The sequence below is a fragment of the Lysobacter sp. 22409 genome, assembly GCF_052045105.1.
GTDB classification, from domain to species: Bacteria; Pseudomonadota; Gammaproteobacteria; order Xanthomonadales; family Xanthomonadaceae; genus Lysobacter; species Lysobacter antibioticus_B.
This window is the reverse complement of sequence record NZ_JBQEOE010000006.1, coordinates 83847-102122: the sequence shown is the minus strand read 5'-3', so window position 1 is coordinate 102122 and position 18276 is coordinate 83847. Positions and strand designations below refer to the sequence as shown.

The 18276-nt window shown below is 65.7% G+C and carries 19 protein-coding genes; 7 read left to right on the top strand and 12 right to left on the bottom strand.

The window, feature by feature from the left end; genetic code table 11:
* The first annotated feature begins 56 nt into the window (after window positions 1-56).
* A complete protein-coding gene (locus ACTJJK_RS05120; RefSeq protein WP_031371131.1) occupies window positions 57-1412 on the top strand; it encodes a sigma-54-dependent transcriptional regulator in 1356 nt (451 codons plus the stop codon).
* Window positions 1413-1421: 9 nt separating this feature from the next.
* The gene (locus tag ACTJJK_RS05115; protein WP_051884600.1) at window positions 1422-2729 is read left to right on the top strand and encodes a sensor histidine kinase; all 1308 of its coding nucleotides are present in this window, start codon (window positions 1422-1424) and stop codon (window positions 2727-2729) included.
* On the opposite strand, the gene ACTJJK_RS05110 is transcribed toward ACTJJK_RS05115, so the two are convergent.
* Window positions 2677-3069 carry a hypothetical protein gene (locus ACTJJK_RS05110; protein WP_152566120.1) on the bottom strand — a complete coding sequence of 131 codons (393 nt, stop codon included), beginning with the start codon at window positions 3067-3069 and terminating at the stop codon, window positions 2677-2679. The two genes, ACTJJK_RS05115 and ACTJJK_RS05110, sit on opposite strands and share 53 nt — an antisense overlap.
* A gap of 237 nt (window positions 3070-3306) precedes the next feature.
* On the opposite strand from ACTJJK_RS05110, the gene ACTJJK_RS05105 reads away from it, so the two are divergent.
* The gene (locus ACTJJK_RS05105) at window positions 3307-4092 is read left to right on the top strand and encodes a hypothetical protein (protein WP_031371129.1); all 786 of its coding nucleotides are present in this window, start codon (window positions 3307-3309) and stop codon (window positions 4090-4092) included.
* Window positions 4093-4299: 207 nt separating this feature from the next.
* Here the strand turns inward: ACTJJK_RS05105 and glmU are convergent, their stop codons facing one another.
* Window positions 4300-5664, bottom strand: coding sequence for a bifunctional UDP-N-acetylglucosamine diphosphorylase/glucosamine-1-phosphate N-acetyltransferase GlmU (gene glmU, locus ACTJJK_RS05100; RefSeq protein ID WP_031371128.1), 1365 nt, complete (start codon window positions 5662-5664; stop codon window positions 4300-4302).
* Between the two features lie 87 nt (window positions 5665-5751).
* On the opposite strand from glmU, the gene ACTJJK_RS05095 reads away from it, so the two are divergent.
* Window positions 5752-7353, top strand: coding sequence for a hypothetical protein (locus tag ACTJJK_RS05095; RefSeq protein WP_440729661.1), 1602 nt, complete (start codon window positions 5752-5754; stop codon window positions 7351-7353).
* Here ACTJJK_RS05095 and ACTJJK_RS05090 read toward each other — a convergent pair.
* Window positions 7319-8242, bottom strand: a complete 924-nt coding sequence (locus ACTJJK_RS05090) for a glycosyltransferase (protein ID WP_440729660.1) — start codon at window positions 8240-8242, stop codon at window positions 7319-7321. The genes ACTJJK_RS05095 and ACTJJK_RS05090 overlap by 35 nt on opposite strands.
* Window positions 8243-8388: 146 nt before the next feature.
* Here ACTJJK_RS05090 and ACTJJK_RS05085 point away from each other — a divergent pair, with 146 nt between their 5' ends.
* The gene (locus tag ACTJJK_RS05085; RefSeq protein WP_440729659.1) at window positions 8389-8772 is read left to right on the top strand and encodes a GtrA family protein; all 384 of its coding nucleotides are present in this window, start codon (window positions 8389-8391) and stop codon (window positions 8770-8772) included.
* 447 nt (window positions 8773-9219) lie between these two features.
* On the opposite strand, the gene ACTJJK_RS05080 is transcribed toward ACTJJK_RS05085, so the two are convergent.
* The 9 genes from ACTJJK_RS05080 to ACTJJK_RS05040 all read right to left on the bottom strand — a co-directional run bounded on the left by ACTJJK_RS05080 (window position 9220) and on the right by ACTJJK_RS05040 (window position 16617).
* On the bottom strand, window positions 9220-9645 hold the full coding sequence (locus tag ACTJJK_RS05080) for a F0F1 ATP synthase subunit epsilon (RefSeq protein WP_440729658.1): 426 nt from the start codon (window positions 9643-9645) through the stop codon (window positions 9220-9222).
* Window positions 9646-9776: 131 nt separating this feature from the next.
* Window positions 9777-11207 carry a F0F1 ATP synthase subunit beta gene (atpD, locus tag ACTJJK_RS05075; protein WP_031371123.1) on the bottom strand — a complete coding sequence of 477 codons (1431 nt, stop codon included), beginning with the start codon at window positions 11205-11207 and terminating at the stop codon, window positions 9777-9779.
* Window positions 11208-11275: 68 nt separating this feature from the next.
* Window positions 11276-12139, bottom strand: a complete 864-nt coding sequence (gene atpG, locus ACTJJK_RS05070) for a F0F1 ATP synthase subunit gamma (protein WP_031371122.1) — start codon at window positions 12137-12139, stop codon at window positions 11276-11278.
* A 110-nt stretch (window positions 12140-12249) separates the two neighbouring features.
* Entirely contained in the window at window positions 12250-13800 is a 1551-nt protein-coding gene (gene atpA / locus ACTJJK_RS05065) for a F0F1 ATP synthase subunit alpha (RefSeq protein ID WP_031371121.1), read from the bottom strand.
* Window positions 13801-13938: 138 nt separating this feature from the next.
* On the bottom strand, window positions 13939-14466 hold the full coding sequence (locus ACTJJK_RS05060) for a F0F1 ATP synthase subunit delta (RefSeq protein WP_031371120.1): 528 nt from the start codon (window positions 14464-14466) through the stop codon (window positions 13939-13941).
* A gap of 17 nt (window positions 14467-14483) precedes the next feature.
* Window positions 14484-14954, bottom strand: a complete 471-nt coding sequence (locus ACTJJK_RS05055; RefSeq protein ID WP_031371119.1) for a F0F1 ATP synthase subunit B — start codon at window positions 14952-14954, stop codon at window positions 14484-14486.
* An 89-nt stretch (window positions 14955-15043) separates the two neighbouring features.
* On the bottom strand, window positions 15044-15325 hold the full coding sequence (gene atpE, locus ACTJJK_RS05050; RefSeq protein ID WP_031371118.1) for a F0F1 ATP synthase subunit C: 282 nt from the start codon (window positions 15323-15325) through the stop codon (window positions 15044-15046).
* Between the two features lie 76 nt (window positions 15326-15401).
* Window positions 15402-16238: a F0F1 ATP synthase subunit A gene (gene atpB, locus ACTJJK_RS05045; RefSeq protein WP_031371117.1), complete on the bottom strand. Its 837-nt coding sequence runs from the start codon at window positions 16236-16238 to the stop codon at window positions 15402-15404.
* 10 nt (window positions 16239-16248) lie between these two features.
* Window positions 16249-16617 (bottom strand): hypothetical protein, encoded by a 369-nt coding sequence (locus tag ACTJJK_RS05040; RefSeq protein WP_031371116.1) that lies wholly within the window; start codon window positions 16615-16617, stop codon window positions 16249-16251.
* A 322-nt stretch (window positions 16618-16939) separates the two neighbouring features.
* Here ACTJJK_RS05040 and ACTJJK_RS05035 point away from each other — a divergent pair, with 322 nt between their 5' ends.
* Both ACTJJK_RS05035 and ACTJJK_RS05030 read left to right on the top strand, forming a co-directional pair.
* Complete coding sequence (locus ACTJJK_RS05035) at window positions 16940-17146, top strand: DUF2061 domain-containing protein (protein ID WP_031371115.1); 207 nt, start codon at window positions 16940-16942, stop codon at window positions 17144-17146.
* 294 nt (window positions 17147-17440) lie between these two features.
* Window positions 17441-18247 (top strand): hypothetical protein, encoded by an 807-nt coding sequence (locus ACTJJK_RS05030; protein ID WP_440729657.1) that lies wholly within the window; start codon window positions 17441-17443, stop codon window positions 18245-18247.
* Window positions 18248-18276: the final 29 nt, after the last annotated feature.

Sequence of the window (18276 nt, the reverse complement as noted above, 5' to 3'; positions counted from 1 at the left end):
CGTCGACAACGAGTCGCCGCGATCCGGCGCCCGCTCCCGAACCACACGGATTCCTGATGCGCACGGTCCTGGTCATCGACGACAACCCGGCGGTCGGCACCGCGCTCGACCTGCTGTTCGGCCTGCGCGAGATCCGCGTGGTCACCGCTCAGTCGCCGGAGGAGGGCCTGGAACTGCTGACCCGCGAGGACATCGGCCTGGTCCTGCAGGACATGAACTTCACTGCCGACACCACCTCGGGCGAGGAAGGCGTGGCGCTGTTCCGCGCGATCCGCGCGCGCCATCCGGACCTGCCGATCATCCTGCTGACCGCGTGGACGCACCTGGACATCGCCGTCGACCTGGCCAAGGCCGGCGCCGCCGATTACCTGGCCAAGCCATGGGACGACCAGAAGCTGCTCGCCAGCGTCGAGAACCTGCTCGAACTCGGCGCCAGCACCCGCGAGGTGTCGCGCCTGCACGAACAGCGGCGCAAGCTGCAACGCGATCTCGAAGCGCGCTACGACCTGCGCGGGGTGGTGTTCGGTTCCGAACAACTGGCGCGGGTGATCGAGCTCGCCGGCCAGGTCGCGCGCGCCGACGTGCCCGTGCTCATCACCGGCCCCAACGGCGCCGGCAAGGAAAAGATCGCCGAGATCATCCAGGCCAATTCCTCGGTCAAGTCCGGCCCCTTCGTGACTCTGAACTGCGGCGCGCTGCCGACCGAACTGATCGAAGCCGAGCTGTTCGGCGCCGATGCCGGCGCCTACACCGGCGCCAACAAGATGCGCGAAGGCAAATTCGAGGCGGCCGACGGCGGCACCTTGTTCCTCGACGAAATCGGCAACCTGCCGCCGGCGGGGCAAATGAAGTTGTTGCGCGTGCTCGAAACCGGGCGCTTCGAACGGCTCGGCTCGAACCGCGAGCGCCAGGTCAAGGTACGGGTGATCAGCGCCACCAACGCCGACCTGCCGACGATGATCCGCGACGGCCGCTTCCGCGAAGACCTGTACTACCGCCTCAACACCATCCAGATCGATATTCCGCCGCTGGCCGAACGCCGCGACGACGTGCTGCCGTTGGCGCGGCATTTCCTGCGCGACAACGCGCTCGCCCAAGGCAAGCGCCTTAGCGAAGGGGCCGAGAGCGCGTTGTACGCGCATGCCTGGCCCGGCAACGTACGCGAACTGCGCAACACCTTGCAGCGCGCCGCCCTGCTCGCGCGCAGCGACAGCATCGGCGCGGCCGACCTCGGCCTGCCGGTCGCGCCGCCGCCGAGTGCGGCCAACGGCGGCGAAGAGCCCGACCGCATCGCCATCGAGGCCGCGCTCGAACGCGCGGGCGGCGTGCTCGCACAAGCCGCCGGCGAACTCGGCCTGTCGCGGCAGGCCTTGTACCGCCGCCTCGAACGGCTCGGCATCAAGCGCGACTGAGGTCCGATCATGCGCCGCCCTCCCCTGAGTCTGGTCTTCAGCGTCATTGCCCTGGCCTACCTCGCAGGCGGCGCGGCGCTGACCCTGTGGCTGTCGGACTACCTCGCCAATCGCTGGCTTGCCCTCGCCATCGTGGTGGCGGTGCTGGCGCCGCTGCTGATCTATCACGTCCATCGTGCCTTCGCGCCGATGAACTCGTTGTTCCGCGCCCTCGCCGGCTCGGTCGCCAGCTATCGCGACGGCGACTATTCGATCAGCTTCAACTGGACCGGCCAGGGCGATCTCGGCGACCTGGTCGCCAGCCACAATCGCCTCGGCGATGCCTTGCGCGAACAACGCCTGAGCCTGGTGCAACGCGAGCTGCTGCTCGACACCATGATCCAGAACACCCCGGTGGCGATGATGCTGGTCGACCCGACCCGGCGCATCGTCCACGGCAATCTCGCCGCGCGCAAAATGCTCGGCGAAGGCCGGCGCCTGGAGGGCCAGAGTTTCGCCGACCTGTTGTCGCGCGCGCCCACGCCGATGCAGGAAGCCTTCGAGCGCGGCGGCGACGGCATGTTCTCGGTCGGGGATATCGAGAACGAAGAGATCTATCACCTCTCGCGCCGCATCTTCCGTCTCAACGGCCGCGCCCACGAACTCGTGCTGCTGCGTCAGCTCACCGCCGAGCTGCGGCGCCAGGAAGTGCAGACCTGGAAGAAGGTGATCCGGGTGATCAGCCACGAGCTCAACAACTCGCTGGCGCCGATCGCCTCGCTCGCCCACTCCGGCGCCGAGCTATTGCGCCGCGGCCAATACGAGCGTCTGCCGACCGCGTTGACCACGATCGAAGAACGCGCGCGCCATCTCGAAGGCTTCATCCGCGACTACGCGCGCTTCGCCAAGCTGCCCTCGCCGCGCCTGCAGCCGATCGAGTGGTCGCGCTTCGTCGAGCAACTGCGCAGCCAGGTCGATTTCGCCTACGACGGCGTGCAGGGCGAAGCGATCGCGCGGGTCGACGCCGCGCAACTCGAACAGAGCCTGATCAACCTGCTCAAGAACGCCCACGAATCCGGCTCCAAGCCCGAGGAAGTACGCCTGCAACTGCGCCGTGTGCAGGATGCCTGGCGCATCGACGTGCTCGACCGCGGCAGCGGCATGAACGACGCCGTGCTGTCCAACGCCTTGTTGCCGTTCTACTCGACCAAGCGCAACGGCACCGGCCTGGGCCTGGCCCTGGCGCGCGAGATCGCCGAGGCGCACGGCGGCCGCATCGCCCTGCTCAATCGCGAAGGCGGCGGCTTGTGCGTGTCGATGGTGTTGCCCGATTCTTGAGCCGCGGGTAGCGGCGATATCGGCCGAAGGCAGTCTTGCGGCCGGAGTCTGCAATCGCACTCCGTCCAGGCACGCAACCGACCCTGTTGCGGATCGACCCTGCCGCTTCGCAATCCACATCGCTGCCGCCGTCGGCTTCGCCGCGCACCTGCTTCATCGAAGCGGCGCAACCGAAGATCGTGACCGCAGTCATCGCGGCTTCGACGATCATGTCGCGAACATCGACCGAAGCCGCATCGACGCGATCGACGCCGGCTGGGCGTTCATCCCGACCCTCGGCAATCGCATTCTCGCGCACGCCTCGCATGGCGGAGGAAGTTCGCGATATCGCTTCGCTCACGGTTCGCGTTCGAGCCGACGCATAAGATCGATGTAGGGGAGCGGCCCTCGCGTTCGTTTCTAGACAGGACGCGCCTGAAACCCGAACGACGCAGGACACGTGCGCCCGCAAAAACCGAAGAAAATTCCAAACAACCGAACAGGAGATTCGCCAATGCTTAGCAAATCTACGCTTCTGGCTGCTGGTCTAATCGCATTTCTCGCAAGCTTCGGAGCTTGCGCGCGCAACGTCGTATTTTTGAACAATCCATCGCCGCAGGACGTGAAGGACGTCGGTCACTACCGGGTCAAGAGTACCGGCCAGCCGTTCTTCTCCGATCTCGTGTTGTTCGCCGCCAACATCAACGGCAGCACGCCCAACACGCCCGTGCTGTACTACAACACGGAGATGAGCGCGATCCTGAAGGACAATATCGACGCCGTCCGCCAATTGCAGGACGCCGGGATCAAGGTCCAGATCTCTTATCTGGGCAACCATCAGAACGCGGGCTGGTCGTGCAACATGACCGCCAAGACTGCGACCCGCCTCGGCAACGCGATGGTGACCGACGTGGTGAAGTACGGCCTCGACGGCATCAACGTCGACGACGAATACTCCAGTTGCTCGGGCAGCGCGAGCTCGTTCTATTCGGTGCTCAAGGCGATCCGCAGCAACCCGTACTTTTCCGGCAAGACCCTGAGCAAGGCGCTGTGGTCCGACTCGCAGTACTTCCGCTCGCCCAACAACGCCGCCAACCAGCTGACCGAAGGCTATGAAATGACCTACGGCGGCAGCGTCAGCTATCTGACGCCGTACGTCGGCTACGGCATGAGCAAGTCCAGCCTGTTCCTCGGCATCTCGCCGGAGTTCAGCTCGGCGTCGCAGGCGCACACCATCGCCCAGAACGTCGCCAACGGCGGCTACCAGGGCGTGATGATCTGGGCGCCGAACGCGTTCCTCGACAGGACCGCAGCCGCGCAATACTACACCGAAATCGCCAAGGCGCAGATCGGCGCCACCGAGTCGGTGGAATACGTTCCCTGATCGATACCGCAGCGGCGTGACATGGCGCTGAAGTCTCTGGATCCCCGCCTTCGCGGGGATGACGGCTTGGAAAGCCGCCGCAAAATCCACCTGCCGTCATCCCCGCGCAGGCGGGGATCCAAGGCTTAATCCAAACAGGTCTCTGAAGTCACCGCACCCCGCTTTCGCGCAATTGCCGGCATCGNGCCGCGCTGCGTTTGCGACCGCTTACTTCTTCTTGACCGGCCGCTTCCAGCCTTCCACCGTCGACTGGCGCGCGCGCGCTACGGTCAGTTCTCCCGGCGGCGCCAGGCGCGTGATCACCGAGCCGGCGGCGATCGTCGCGTCCTTGCCGACGGTGACCGGCGCCACCAGCGACGTATTGGAACCGATGAAGGCACCGTCCTCGATCGTGGTGGTCGACTTGTTGACGCCGTCGTAGTTGCAGGTGATGGTGCCCGCGCCGACGTTGACGCCCGCGCCGATCAGCGCGTCGCCGAGGTAGGTCAGGTGATTGGCCTTGCTGCCGACACCCAAGGTGAGGTTCTTGGTTTCGACGAAGTTGCCGACGTGAGCGCCGTCGGCGAGCACGGTGCCCGGACGCAAACGCGCATAGGGACCGATCTGGGCCGCGCCCTCCACCACCACGCCGTCGAGATCGCAATGCGCGCGCACCAGGGTGCCGGCGCCGAGCTTGACGTCCTTGAGCCGGCAGAACGGTCCGATGCGCACGCCGTCGCCCAGTTCGACCTTGCCCTCCAGGATCACGTCGACGTCGATCTCGACGTCCTGGCCCACCCGGACTTCGCCGCGCAGATCGAAACGCGAGGGATCGGCCAGGCGCGCGCCCTGCAGGCAGACCGCGCGCGCCGCGCGCCACTGGTAGGCGCGCTCGAGTTGCGCGAGCTGCCAGGCGTCGTTGGCGCCTTCGACTTCGATCGGGTCGGCGACATGCACCATCTCGGCCGGGCTGTATTCGGACGCGGCCGCGGCGAACACGTCGGTCAGGTAATACTCGCCCTGCGCGTTGTCGTTGCCGAGGCGGTCGAGCCAGCGGCGCAGCGGCTCGCCGTCGGCGACGAGGATGCCGGTGTTGACGGTGCGGATCTCGCGCTGCTCCTCGTCGGCGTCCTTGTGTTCGACGATGCGGCCGACGCGGCCTTCGGGATCGCGGACGATGCGGCCGTAGCCGGTCGGGTCGTCCAGATCGGCGACCAGCACCGAGATGCGGCCCGGTGCGGCGAGCAGACGCTGCAGGGTCTCGGGGGTGATCAGGGCGACGTCGCCGTACAGCACCAGCACTCGCGCATCCTGCGGCACGCCGGGCATCGCCTGCTGCACCGCATGACCGGTGCCGAGGCGCTGCTGCTGCTCGGCCCAATGCAGGTCGTCCTGGCCTTCGAAGGCCGCACGCACCTGTTCGCCGCCATGGCCGTAGACCACGTGGATGCCGGCCGGACGCAGCGCCCGCGCGGTCTCGATCACGTGCGCCAGCATCGGCCGGCCGGCGATCTTCTGCAGCACCTTGGCGGTGGCCGACTTCATCCGCTTGCCCTCGCCCGCGGCGAGGATGACGATATGCAATTGATTCATCGAATCGTGAGCCATGGATTTCGGGTTCCTCGACGCGCACTCCGCGTCCGGGCCGAATCTTAGCAACTGCCTTGACGAGGATTCTGCATGCCCGCTGAGCGCGTTTCCTGGCGACCGACCGCCCTGGCCGCCCTGTTCTTCACCTTGCTCGCGGCGCTGGTGCAACGCCAGGACGCAAACTGGGACCTGCGTAACTATCATTTGTACACGCCGCTGGCCTGGCTCGACGGACGCCTGGGCTACGACATCGCCGCGGCACAGATGCAGACCTGGCACAACCCGATCGCCGACCTGCCCTTCGCCCTGTTGGTTCGGGGCGGCGCCAGCGGCTGGCTGATCATGCTGTGGCTGGCCCTGCCGAGCTTCATCGCCCTGCTGTTCGGCCTGCGCCTGCTCGACGCGCTGATGCCGGCGCAGCGCAGCCGGCTGCGCACCTGGATGGCGGGCCTGGTCGCGATCACCGGTGCGGCGGTGTATCCCGGCACCGCGGCGACCTTCAACGATCACATCGTCGGCGCCTTCGTGCTGGCGGCCTTGTGGTGGGCGGTCGATTCGTTCCGGCGCCGCGACGCCTGGGCGACCTGGCTGCCGGTCGGCCTGCTGGCCGGCATCGCCGCCGGCCTCAAGCTCACCGCCGTGATGTACTGCCTGGGCTTCATCGCCATGGCACTGTGCGCGGGGCCGCTGAAGCAACTGCCGGCGCGCCTGATCGCGCTGGCGATCGGCGGCGCGGTCGGCGCGGCCCTGAGCTGGGGGCCGTGGGGTTGGTACCTGTGGGAGCATCACGGCAATCCGCTGTTCCCCTATTTCAATCATTGGTTCCATTCGCCCGATGCGCTGTTCAGCGAGCGCCGCGACCTGCGCTTCCTGCCGAAGACCGCGCTCGATGCGCTGAACGTGCCGGTGCGCCTGCTGCGCAAGAGCAACGATTTCTCCGAAGCCTCACTCGCCGATGCGCGCCTGCTGCTCGGCTTGTGCGCACTCGCGGCTTGGCTGTGGCTGCGCGGCAAGCGCGGCGCCGCAGCGGCGAGCGCATCGTCTGTCGCTGCCGATGGTTCCGACCAACGGGAAGCCGCCGCGCCGTACTGGCCGCTGCTGGCCTTCGTTCTGGTCGGCTACTGCTTTTGGCTCGGCGTCTACAGCATCTATCGCTATCTCTATCCGCTCGAACTGTTGTTCTCGGTGCTCATCGTCGGCGTGATCTCGGTCGCATTCGCGCGACGTTGGTCGCGCACCGCGCTGGTGATCGGCGCGCTGTTGGTCATCGCACCGACCAAGCATCCGGGTTGGGGACGCGACCCGTTCCGCAGCCCGATGATCTCGGTCGAGTTTCCCGCGTTGCCCCCCGACAGCCTGGTAGTGACCAGCACCGAGACGCCGATCGGGCATGCGGTCGCGTTCCTGCCGCGCGGCGTGCCGGCGCTGGCGATACGCAACAACTTCATGGACCCACAGCAATGCACCCGGCTACAGGCGCGCGTGGAAAGCCGGATCGCCGGCCATGACGGGCCGCTGTGGCTGTTGCGCCCGGTCGAAGTCGACACGGTCGCGGCCGAACGCATGAGCCTGTACGGCTTGCGTGTGGATGGCGCCTGCCGGCGCGTCGCCGACAGCCTGGCCGAGATCGAACTGTGCCCGCTCGCGCGGACGCCGTTCACTCCGATCTGTAGCGCACCACCTGGTCGGTGATCAGGCGCAGGATCTCGTTCGAGCGCCGGTTGACGGTGTCGAGGATCAGCCCGGTCGCGAGCAGGATGAACGCGGTCAGGGCCAGGGCCGCGGCGAGCACCGCGGTCGAGGGATGAGTGACCGCGCCGCTGAGGGTGTATTCGTGGACGACGAAGGCGCCGAAGCCCAGGCTCGCCAACCCCGCGATCAAGGCGGCGACGCCGAAGAACAGCAGCGGCCGCAGATCCTTGAACAGGAAACCGATCGTGCGCATCACGCGGAAGCCGTCGCGGAAGGTATTGAGCTTGGACTCGCTGCCTTCCGGGCGCACGCCGTAGGGCACGGTGCGTTCGCTGAGTACGAAGGCGTGGGCCATCGCGAACACCGTCATCTCGGTCTCGATCTCGAAACCGCGCGACAGCACCGGCATCGATTTGACGAAACGGCGCGAGAAGGCGCGATAGCCCGACAGCACGTCGCGCACCGGCTGTCCGAACAGACGGCCGATGCTCCAGCGCACCAGGCGATTGCCGAAGCCATGAAAGCGCCGGAACGAACCGCTGTCGTGGCTTTCCAGGCGCGTGCCGACGACCATGTCGGCGCGGCCCTCGACGATGTCCTCGATCAGCATCGCGGCGCGATCGGCCGGGTAGGTATCGTCGCCGTCGACCATCAGATAGACGTCGGCCTCGACCTCGCGGAACATCGCCCGCACCACGTTGCCCTTGCCCTTCGCAGGCACGCGATGGACCCGGGCGCCGGCGGCGCGCGCGATCGCCGCGGTGTCGTCGGTGCTGGCGTTGTCGAACACCCAGACCTCGGCGTCGGGCAGGACGCGACGGAAGTCGGCGACGACCTTGGCCACCGTGCGGGCTTCGTTGTAGCAGGGGATGAGTACTGCGCTGCGCAAACCGCCGCTCCCGTCGTGCCGGCTGGTGATGGGCGCGATGGTACAGGGTCGCTTGGCTAGAATGCGCGCATGACCGCCGCCCCGCCCGCTTCCGTCGAACTCGCCCCCGCCGAGATCGTCCCCGCCCTCGCGGCCGAGGCCGGCGCATGAGCCTGACCCGCCAGAGCCGCAATTACCTGATCTTCGGCGCGCTGCAGTACCTGATCGACTGGGGCGTCATGGTCGGCCTCAGCCACCTCGGCATGCCGGTCGAAGCCGCGAACCTGGCCGGCCGCATCAGCGGCGCCCTGATCGGCTTCTGGCTCAACGGCCGTTTCACCTTCGCCAGCGAAGACACCCGGGTCGGCCGGCGCCAGTTCGGGCGCTTCGTCATGCTCTGGATCGGCACCACCATCGTCAGCACCTGGGCGGTCAGCACGGTGGACAGCCACGCCGGCCTGCAATGGACCTGGCTCGCCAAGCCGGTCATCGAAGTGTTTCTCGGCGGCGTCGGCTTCCTGGTCTCTCGCCACTGGGTGTATAGGCGTTGAGAGGCAGACGCTGAGGGGCCGAAGCTGAAGAACCGCCGCTGACGGACCGGCGTTGAGAGACCTCGGCTGAGTTCAACGGCGCCGCAGCGAAGGCGGCGAACCGCGCCTGTCTCCTACCGTCATCCCCGCGAAAGCGGGGATCCAGGGCTCCATCGCAGCACAGTTCTGAAGTCTCTGGATTCCCGCCTTCGCGGGAATGACGGTAGGTGCTCGCGCTACATCTCTATCCCGTCGTCATCCCCGCGAAAGCGGGGATCCAGGGCTTCACCCAGACATGACTCTGAAGTCTCTGGATGTTCGGCTCCGAAGTAGAGACCGCCTTCGCAGGACGACGGTCCGAAAGTACCCAAGCACATCGCCGCCACTCGATCCCGAAACGAAAAACGCCGGCGCGAGGCCGGCGTTCTCGCTGCAGCGATGACCTGCTGCGCAATCGCGAAGCAAGACTCAGTGCTTGATGTTCTTGCGCAGACGCTCCAGCGCCTGCAGCTGCGCCATCGCCTCGGCGAGCTTGGCCTGCGCTTCGGCGACGTCCATCTGCGGGCCGCGGTTGGCGAGCATGCGCTCGGCCTCTTCCTTGGCGGCGCGCACGGCGGCTTCGTCGATGTCCTGGGCGCGGATCGCGGTGTCGGCCAGCACGGTCACGACCTGCGGCTGCACTTCCAGGATGCCGCCGGAGACCGCGAAATCCAGCTGCTCGCCGTTCGGCAGGGTCACCACGACCTTGCCCGGCTTCAGGCGCGTGATCAGCGGCGCGTGGCGCGGTGCGATACCGAGTTCGCCGATCTCGCCGGTGGCGACGAGCAGCGTCGCCTCGCCGTGGAAGATCTCTTCCTCGGCGCTGACGATGTCGCAACGGAACGTAGTGGCCATAGTCTTTCTCGCTTCGCTCGATGGGATTCGATATTCGGGATTCGGGATTGGCAAAACCTGGCCAACCGCCTCGTACCGCCTTACGAATCCCTAATCTCTAATCCCTAATCCCGAGACGCCCGGAGGGCGTCTCAGCCCACGCCCATCTTCTTGGCCTTCTCGACCGCTTCCTCGATGCCGCCGACCATGTAGAACGCCTGCTCCGGCAGGTGGTCGTACTCGCCTTCGACGATGCCCTTGAAGCCGCGGATCGTGTCCTTCAGCGACACGTACTTGCCGGGCGCGCCGGTGAACACTTCGGCGACGTGGAAGGGCTGCGAGAAGAAACGCTCGATCTTGCGCGCGCGCGACACGGCCTGCTTGTCTTCTTCCGACAGCTCGTCCATGCCGAGGATCGCGATGATGTCCTTGAGCTCCTTGTACTTCTGCAAGGTGGCCTGGACGCGGCGCGCGGTGTCGTAGTGCTCGGCGCCGATCACGTTCGGGTCGAGCTGACGCGAGGTCGAGTCGAGCGGATCGACCGCCGGGTAGATACCCAGGGATGCGATGTTACGGCTCAACACGACGGTGGCGTCGAGGTGGGCGAAGGTGGTGGCCGGCGACGGGTCGGTCAGGTCGTCCGCGGGCACGTACACGGCCTGGATCGAGGTGATCGAACCGGTCTTGGTCGAGGTGATGCGCTCCTGCAGGACGCCCATTTCCTCGGCCAGGGTCGGCTGGTAACCCACCGCCGACGGCATACGGCCGAGCAGCGCCGACACTTCGGTACCGGCCAGCGTATAGCGATAGATGTTGTCGACGAAGAACAGGACGTCGCGGCCCTTGCCGTTCTCGTCCTTCTCGTCGCGGAAGTACTCGGCCATGGTCAGGCCGGTCAGGGCGACGCGCAGACGGTTGCCCGGCGGCTCGTTCATCTGGCCGTACACCATCGCGACCTTCGAGTCCTTCAGGCTCTCGAGCTGGATGACGCCGGCTTCGGCCATCTCGTGGTAGAAGTCGTTGCCTTCGCGGGTACGCTCGCCGACGCCTGCGAACACCGACAGACCCGAGTGCTCGGTGGCGATGTTGTTGATCAGCTCGAGCATGTTGACCGTCTTGCCCACGCCGGCGCCGCCGAACAGGCCGACCTTGCCGCCCTTGGCGAACGGGCACATCAGGTCGATGACCTTGATGCCGGTTTCCAGCAGCTCGTTGCCCGAGGACTGGTCGGCGTAATCGGGAGCCGCGCGGTGGATTTCCCAATGCTCGGTGGCTTCGACCGGACCGGCTTCGTCGATCGGCTCGCCGAGCACGTTCATGATGCGGCCCAGGGTGCCCACGCCGACCGGCACCGAAACGCCCTTGCCGGTGTTGATGGCGATCAGGTTGCGCTTGAGGCCGTCGGTGGAACCGAGCGCGATCGCGCGCACGATGCCGTCGCCGAGCTGCTGCTGCACTTCGAGCGTGATGGCGGTGTTCTCGACCTTCAGCGCGTCGTACACGCGCGGCACCGATTCGCGTGCGAACTCGACGTCGACGACCGCACCGATGATCTGAACGATCTTGCCCTGGCTGCTGCTCATCTTTGATTCCTCAGTAACTTTCAAATGCTGCTCGTGGTCGCTGGCCTAGGCCGCGCCCACCGGATGGTTTAGACCGCCGCGGCGCCGCCGACGATTTCGGAGATTTCCTGGGTGATCGCCGCCTGACGGGCCTTGTTGTAGACCAGGTTCAGGGTGCCGATCAGCTTGCTGGCGTTGTCGCTCGCCGACTTCATCGCGACCATGCGCGCGGCATGTTCGGAAGCCACGTTCTCCAGCACCGCCTGGTACACCAGCGACTCGATGTAGCGCGTCAGCACGTGATCGAGCACGGTCTGCGCATCGGGTTCGTAGATGTAGTCCCAGTCGTGCTTGGCGACCTGCGTTTCCGGCGCCGGCAGCGGCAGCAGCTGATCGAACGCCGCGCGCTGGGTCATCGTGTTGACGAAGTCGTTGTAGCTCAGGAACACGCGATCGATGTTGCCGGCGCTGTAGGCGTCGAGCATGACCTTGATCACGCCGACCAGCTGCTCCAGATGCGGCTTGTCGCCCAGGTGGGTGACCGAAGCGAGCATGTTGACCTTGATGCGGCGGAAGAACACCGACGCCTTCTGGCCGATGGTGACCACGTCGACCTCGACGCCCTGCTCCTGCCACTTGCGGATTTCGCCGAGCAGCTTGCGGAACAGGTTGTTGTTGAGGCCGCCGGCCAGGCCGCGGTCGGACGACACGATCACATAGCCGACGCGCTTGGGATCCTTGCGCTCGACCATGTACGGATGCTTGTAATCGGTGTTGGCCTGAGCCAGGTGACCGATCACTTGCTTGATCACGCGCGCGTACGGGCGCGAGGTCTTCATCCGATCCTGCGCCTTGCGGATCTTGGAAGCCGAGACCATTTCGAGCGCGCGCGTCACCTTGCGGGTGTTCTGCACGCTCTTGATCTTGGTTTTGATTTCTCTGCCGCCGGCCATTGCTCGCTCCGCTCGTGGGATTGGGGGTTCGGGGTTCGGGATTCGCTGAAACGGGGATCGGGATCGGCTGCGCCGAATCCCGAATCCCTAATCGCGAACCCCGGCCTTACTCACCAGGTCCCGGTCCGCTTGAACTCTTCGATGCCCTTCTTGAAGGCGCCTTCGATTTCGTCGTTCCAGTCGCCGCTGTCGTTGATCTTCTTGACCAGCTCGCCGGCGGTGTTGGTGAAGTGCGCGTGCAGCGCCTCTTCGAACGCACCGATCTTGGTCACCGGCACGTCGTCCATGTGGCCCTTGTCGACCGCGTAGATCGACAGCGACTGCAGGGCGATCGACATCGGCGCGTACTGCTTCTGCTTCATCAGCTCGGTGACGCGCTGACCGCGCTCGAGCTGCTTGCGGGTAGCTTCGTCGAGGTCGGAAGCGAACTGCGCGAACGCAGCCAGCTCGCGGTACTGGGCCAGGGCGATACGGATGCCGCCGGACAGCTTCTTGACGATCTTGGTCTGGGCCGCGCCGCCGACGCGCGACACCGAGATACCGGCGTTCACGGCCGGGCGGATGCCGGCGTTGAACAGGTCGGTTTCCAGGAAGATCTGGCCGTCGGTGATCGAGATCACGTTGGTCGGAACGAACGCCGAAACGTCGCCAGCCTGGGTTTCGATGATCGGCAGCGCGGTCAGCGAACCGGTCTTGCCCTTCACTTCGCCGTTGGTGAACTTCTCGACGTAGTCGGTCGACACGCGCGCGGCGCGCTCGAGCAGGCGGCTGTGCAGGTAGAACACGTCGCCCGGATAGGCTTCGCGGCCCGGCGGGCGCTTGAGCAGCAGCGAGATCTGGCGGTAGGCCACGGCCTGCTTGGACAGATCGTCGTACACGATCAGCGCGTCTTCGCCGCGGTCGAGGAAGTACTCGCCCATGGTGCAGCCCGAGTAGGCGCTGATGTACTGCATCGCGGCCGATTCGGACGCGGTCGCGGCGACCACGATGGTGTGGGCGAGCGCGCCGTTCTCTTCGAGCTTGCGCACGACGTTGGCGACCGAGCTGGCCTTCTGGCCGATCGCGACGTACACGCACTTAATGCCGGTGCCCTTCTGGTTGATGATCGCGTCGATCGCCAGGGCGGTCTTGCCGGTCTGGCGGTCGCCGATGATGAGCTCGCGCTGGCCGCGGCCGATCGGGATCATCGCGTCGACGGTCTTGTAACCGGTCTGCACCGGCTGGTCGACCGACTTGCGCCAGATCACGCCCGGGGCCACGCGCTCCACCGGAGCGGTCATGGTCGCGGCGATCGGGCCCTTGCCGTCGATCGGCTCGCCGAGGGCGTTGACCACGCGGCCGAGCAGTTCGCGGCCGACCGGCACTTCCAGGATGCGTGCGGTGGTCTTGGCGATGTCGCCTTCGCGCAGGTGTTCGTAATCGCCCAGCACCACGGCGCCGACCGAGTCGCGCTCCAGGTTCAACGCCAGGGCGAAGGTGTTGTTCGGCAGTTCGATCATTTCGCCCTGCATCACGTCGGCCAGGCCGTGGATGCGCACGATGCCGTCGGACACCGAGGTGACCGTGCCTTCATTGCGCGCTTCGGCGGCCAGCTTGACCTTCTCGATGCGGGTCTTGATCAGTTCGCTGATTTCGGACGGGTTGAGCTGGGTGCTTGCCATTGTCGTTTCCTTGGTCCTGCATCGCGATGGGGCGACGCGCGGGTGCTTTCTTTTGGTTCGGGAGTCGGGAATGGGGAATCGGGAATCGGAAGAGCTACTGCTTCGACGATTCTCTATTCCCTATTCTCTATTCCCGGCTTAACCGGCCAACGCCGTCTGCAGGCGCGCGAGCTTGCCCTTGAGCGAGCCATCGATCACCACGTCGCCGGCATCGATCACCGCGCCGCCGATCAGCGACGCGTCGACGGCCGTCTCGACTTCGACCTTGCGGCCGAAGCGCTTCACCAGCGCGGCCGTGATCGATTCGAGTTCGGCCGCGGGCAGATCGCTGGCAGAGGTGACCTTGGCCTTGACCACGCGGTCGGCTTCGGCGCGCAGTTCCTCGAACTGACCGGAGATCTCCGGCAGCAGCGCCAGACGGCGGTTGTCGGCCAACAGCGCGAGAAAGCGCTGGAAGGCTTCGTCCGCGCCGTCGATCGCGACCAGGCCGACCGCGTCGGCCAGGGTCAGCTGCGGATGACCGAGCAGCCCCTGCACCTGCGGATCGCCGGCGACGCGCGCCGCGAAGGCGAGCGCCTGGGACCATTCGGCGGAGCGGCCGGCGTCGTTCGCGGCCGCAAAAGCGGCGCGGGCGTACGGACGTGCGAGGGTAAGGTTCTGGCTCATCGCGTTGGGCTATCCGATCAGATTTCTGCGGCCAGCTCGTCGAGCAGCGCCTTGTGGGCGTTGGCGTCGATTTCGCGCTTGAGCAGCTTTTCGGCGCCGCTCACGGCCAGCGTGGACACCTGCTTGCGCAGATCCTCGCGAGCGCGATCGGTGGCCGCGGCGATTTCGGCGTCGGCCAGCGCTTTCAGGCGCGTGCCTTCGACGACGGCGTCGGTCTTGGCCTGGTCGATGATCTGATTGGCGCGCTGATGCGCCTGATCGATGATCTCGTTGGCCTTGGTACGGGCTTCACGCAGCGCCGCGTCGACGCTTTCCTGCGCCTGCGCAAGGTCTTTCTGGCTGCGTTCGGCAGCCGCAAGACCTTCGGCGATTTTCTTCTGGCGCTCTTCGATCGCTGCGTTCAGCGGCGGCCAAATGAACTTCATCGTGAACCATACGAGGATCGCGAAGGAGAGCATCTGACCGAAGAAAGTCATGTTGGGATTCATGACGGGTCCTCGACGTTGCTTACGTTGGGCCGGCTAACGCCGGCCCGGGTTGCCGAATCGTGCCCCGGTCGGGGCACGGTTCTGCCTGATCAGCCAGCGGCGCCAGCGAGCTTGACGGCTTCGATCAGCGGGTTGGCGAACGCGAAGAACAGGGCAACGGCGAGGCCGATGATGAACGCGGCGTCGATCAGGCCGGCCAGCAGGAACATGCGGCCCTGCAGCATCGGGACCAGCTCCGGCTGACGCGCGGCGGATTCGAGGAACTTCGAACCCATGATCGCGATGCCCAGGCAAGCGCCGAGCGCGCCGAGGCCGATGATGATGCCGATCGCGATGGCGGTCAGACCCTGAACGTTGGCGATGAACTCCATGGTGCTTCTCCTGGTAGAGGTAGTGCTAAACGGTGAAGGGAAAACGAATGAGGGGTGGTGCGCGTCGAGCGATGGATCAATGACTTTCGCGGGCGCCGGCGATATAGACGACCGTGAGGATCATGAAGATGAAGGCCTGCAACAGGATGATCAGGATGTGGAAGATCGCCCAGGCCGCGTTGGCGATCACGCCGGGCACGAACGTGTAGATGCTTCCCATCAGACCGGCGATGAGCATGAACACCAGCTCGCCGCCGTACATGTTGCCGAACAGTCGCATCGCGAGCGAAACCGGCTTGACCAGCCACTCGATGATGTTCATGACGAGGTTGACCGGCACCAGCACGAGCTTCATCGGGCCGTGCGCGTGGAACGGCGCGGTGACCAGTTCCTTGCCGAAGCCGCCGACGCCCTTGGCCGAAACCGCGTGGCCGATCAGGATGAAGAACACCGAGGCCGAGATCGCGAACGTGGTGTTGAGGTCGGCGGTCGGAACGGCGCGGAAATACGTGTGGTGCGCCGCTTCCGGACCGGCGGTGACGTGGACCAGCCAGCCGAACAGGTCGAGCGGCAGCAGGTCCATCGTGTTCATGAACACGACCCACATGAAGATGGTCAGCGCCAGCGGGGTCACCGAACGGCGGTCGCCGTGGAAGGTGTCCTTCACCTGGCCGTCGATGAATTCGAGAATGATCTCGACGAAAGCCTGGCCCTTGCTCGGGACGCCCGCGGTGGCCTTGCGTGCCGCCAGACCGAACCACAGGATGAAGAGCAGGCCGAGCACCAAAGCGACGATCCACGAGTCGAAATTGAACTTCGACATCGCTTCACTGCCAAAGACCTCACTGGTGTTGTGGGTCAAATGGTGCTTGATGTATTCGTTCAGGCCGCCCGAACCGGTCTGTTCACTCACGAAAGACACCTTATCGTTTCAAAAGATTGGCCAGTACGAAGGCCAGCGTCGCCGCCAGCAGCCCCACCAGCATTGGAAGCGGAGGTAGACGCCACCAGGCCATTCCGAGCCCGAGCACCGCCAGTACCACCACCCATTTGAATATGACTCCGGCCAACAACCGACCCACTACCATCCCGGCCGGCTGCACGCCTCCCCCCAATGCCATCCTGGCGGCCACGAGGCTGCCAGCGACCGTCGCGCCGCCGCCGACCGCCGCCGCCAATGCGTGGGACGCACCGAAGGGGTAGAAGGCCAGCGCAGCCAGCGCCATCGCGCCGAATTGCCAGGCAATCGCGCGCGACGCCAACCGGCGACCTGCGGACAAAGGATCGTGCACGCGGGACTCGTCGGTATGGGGTTGGCGCAAAGCGCCCGGTAGAGCCGCAAAAGTATAGAACGCGGGCGCAGTTGCGGCAACCGGCGTCGGTCATACCTGTGCGCAGCGCCCGGTAGTACACGGCATCTATGGCGGCGGCGGAGAACTTCATGGCCGCGACTATGGCCCGCACTGCGCGGCCGTTGAATTACCCGGCAGGTAAAGCGCGCGCCGCGGGCGGCCGCATCGATAGCCGGGATCTATCGTATCGAGCATAAAGGTCGATTTGATTTCCGAAGGCAAAGGCGTATTGTTGAGAATAATTCTCATTTAGGCCATCCCCATGAGCAAGACCCTCAGCTTTGCCTGCGTGCATTTCTCGGTCGCGTTCCTCGTGGGCTACCTGATGACCGGCAGCGTCTGGGTCGGCGGCGCGCTGGCCCTGGTCGAACCGGCCTGCAACACGGTGGCCTTCCACTTTCACGAGAAGATCTGGAAGCGGATCGAACGCCGCCGCGCCGCGGCCTCGCCGGGCGCCCTGGCGACTTGATCGAAATCTTTGACGAAGTTCGGAACCTTTCGCGAAAGCACCGGTCAGTATCTGTGAACGCCCGCCGCCTCTCTCTCCTCGTCAATGGCAAAGCAGCGGCGGGCTCCCCCGAAGCCCCGGCATGACCCGCCGGGGCTTCGCCTTTTTGCGGCAAGGGTCACGTTCGAGGCATTGCGACTTTGCCGCAACGGTCGGCACCGCTTTTTTTCACCGTCACTGCACTTCTTGCGCGGCATTCATGGACCCGCCAGTACATCAAACCGTACTGCGCTTCCCCCGCAACGGAGTGATCCCGTGAACCCGAAACTTTTGCCACTGACGCTCGCGTTGGCCGCGACGAGCGCTTTGTTCGCGCAATCCGCGCATGCCGAAGACGATCGCTTCACCGTACGTTTGGGCGCCATGTCGGTCGAAGGCAGCGGCGAACTCAGCGCCGGCACCACCTTCCGCGGCGAACCCTACCGATTCAGCCAGGACTTCGATTTCGGCAGCCGCGAAACCGTGCCGCGCATCGAGGGCGTGTTCCGCTTCAGCGAGCGCAACCGCCTGCTGTTCAACTACTTCGGCTACGACAAGAGCAAACGCGCCACCCTCGGCGAGGCGATTTCCTACGACGACACCACCATTCCGGCCGGCAGTTTCGCCGAGGCCAAGGCCAAGTTCGAACTGGCCAGCGTGATGTACGACTACGCCGTGGTCGAAACCGAAACGGTGAGCTGGGGCCTGCAGATCGGCGTGGAGTACGCCAAGCTCGAAGGCAAGCTGCGCGCCGAGGCCGGCGCCGACAACTACCGCACCAGTTCCAGCGAAGACGGCTATGCGCCGGTGGTCGGCACGCGCCTGACCCTGTCGCCGAACGACCGCTGGCGCTTCGTCGTCCAGGGCCAGTACCTCGACGCCGATTGGGGCGATTTCGGCGATTACGAAGGCGACATCAGCCGCGCCAACGCCCTGGTCGAATACCGCTTCACCCCGGCGATCGGCGCCTTCGTCGGCTACGACTGGTTCAAGATCGACGCCCGGCGCGCAGGCAACGACGGCGTCATCGGCCTGGACCAGCGATTCAAGGGACCGATGGCCGGCGTGACGTTGTCGTTCTGAGGCCGCGTTCGCTCATGCGTGCGGCGCAT

Excerpts from the sequence above, each read along its gene's own strand:
- atpD (WP_031371123.1), bottom strand. The coding sequence starts at position 11,207 with ATGAGCAGCAGCCAGGGCAAGATCGTTCAGATCATCGGTGCGGTCGTC.
- glmU (WP_031371128.1), bottom strand. The coding sequence starts at position 5,664 with ATGAATCAATTGCATATCGTCATCCTCGCCGCGGGCGAGGGCAAGCGG.
- ACTJJK_RS05055 (WP_031371119.1), bottom strand. The coding sequence starts at position 14,954 with ATGAATCCCAACATGACTTTCTTCGGTCAGATGCTCTCCTTCGCGATC.
- ACTJJK_RS05080 (WP_440729658.1), bottom strand. The coding sequence starts at position 9,645 with ATGGCCACTACGTTCCGTTGCGACATCGTCAGCGCCGAGGAAGAGATC.
- atpG (WP_031371122.1), bottom strand. The coding sequence starts at position 12,139 with ATGGCCGGCGGCAGAGAAATCAAAACCAAGATCAAGAGCGTGCAGAAC.
- atpE (WP_031371118.1), bottom strand. The coding sequence starts at position 15,325 with ATGGAGTTCATCGCCAACGTTCAGGGTCTGACCGCCATCGCGATCGGC.
- ACTJJK_RS05085 (WP_440729659.1), top strand. The coding sequence starts at position 8,389 with ATGAGCCTGACCCGCCAGAGCCGCAATTACCTGATCTTCGGCGCGCTG.
- ACTJJK_RS05115 (WP_051884600.1), top strand. The coding sequence starts at position 1,422 with ATGCGCCGCCCTCCCCTGAGTCTGGTCTTCAGCGTCATTGCCCTGGCC.
- ACTJJK_RS05120 (WP_031371131.1), top strand. The coding sequence starts at position 57 with ATGCGCACGGTCCTGGTCATCGACGACAACCCGGCGGTCGGCACCGCG.
- ACTJJK_RS05095 (WP_440729661.1), top strand. The coding sequence starts at position 5,752 with ATGCCCGCTGAGCGCGTTTCCTGGCGACCGACCGCCCTGGCCGCCCTG.
- ACTJJK_RS05060 (WP_031371120.1), bottom strand. The coding sequence starts at position 14,466 with ATGAGCCAGAACCTTACCCTCGCACGTCCGTACGCCCGCGCCGCTTTT.
- ACTJJK_RS05035 (WP_031371115.1), top strand. The coding sequence starts at position 16,940 with ATGAGCAAGACCCTCAGCTTTGCCTGCGTGCATTTCTCGGTCGCGTTC.
- atpA (WP_031371121.1), bottom strand. The coding sequence starts at position 13,800 with ATGGCAAGCACCCAGCTCAACCCGTCCGAAATCAGCGAACTGATCAAG.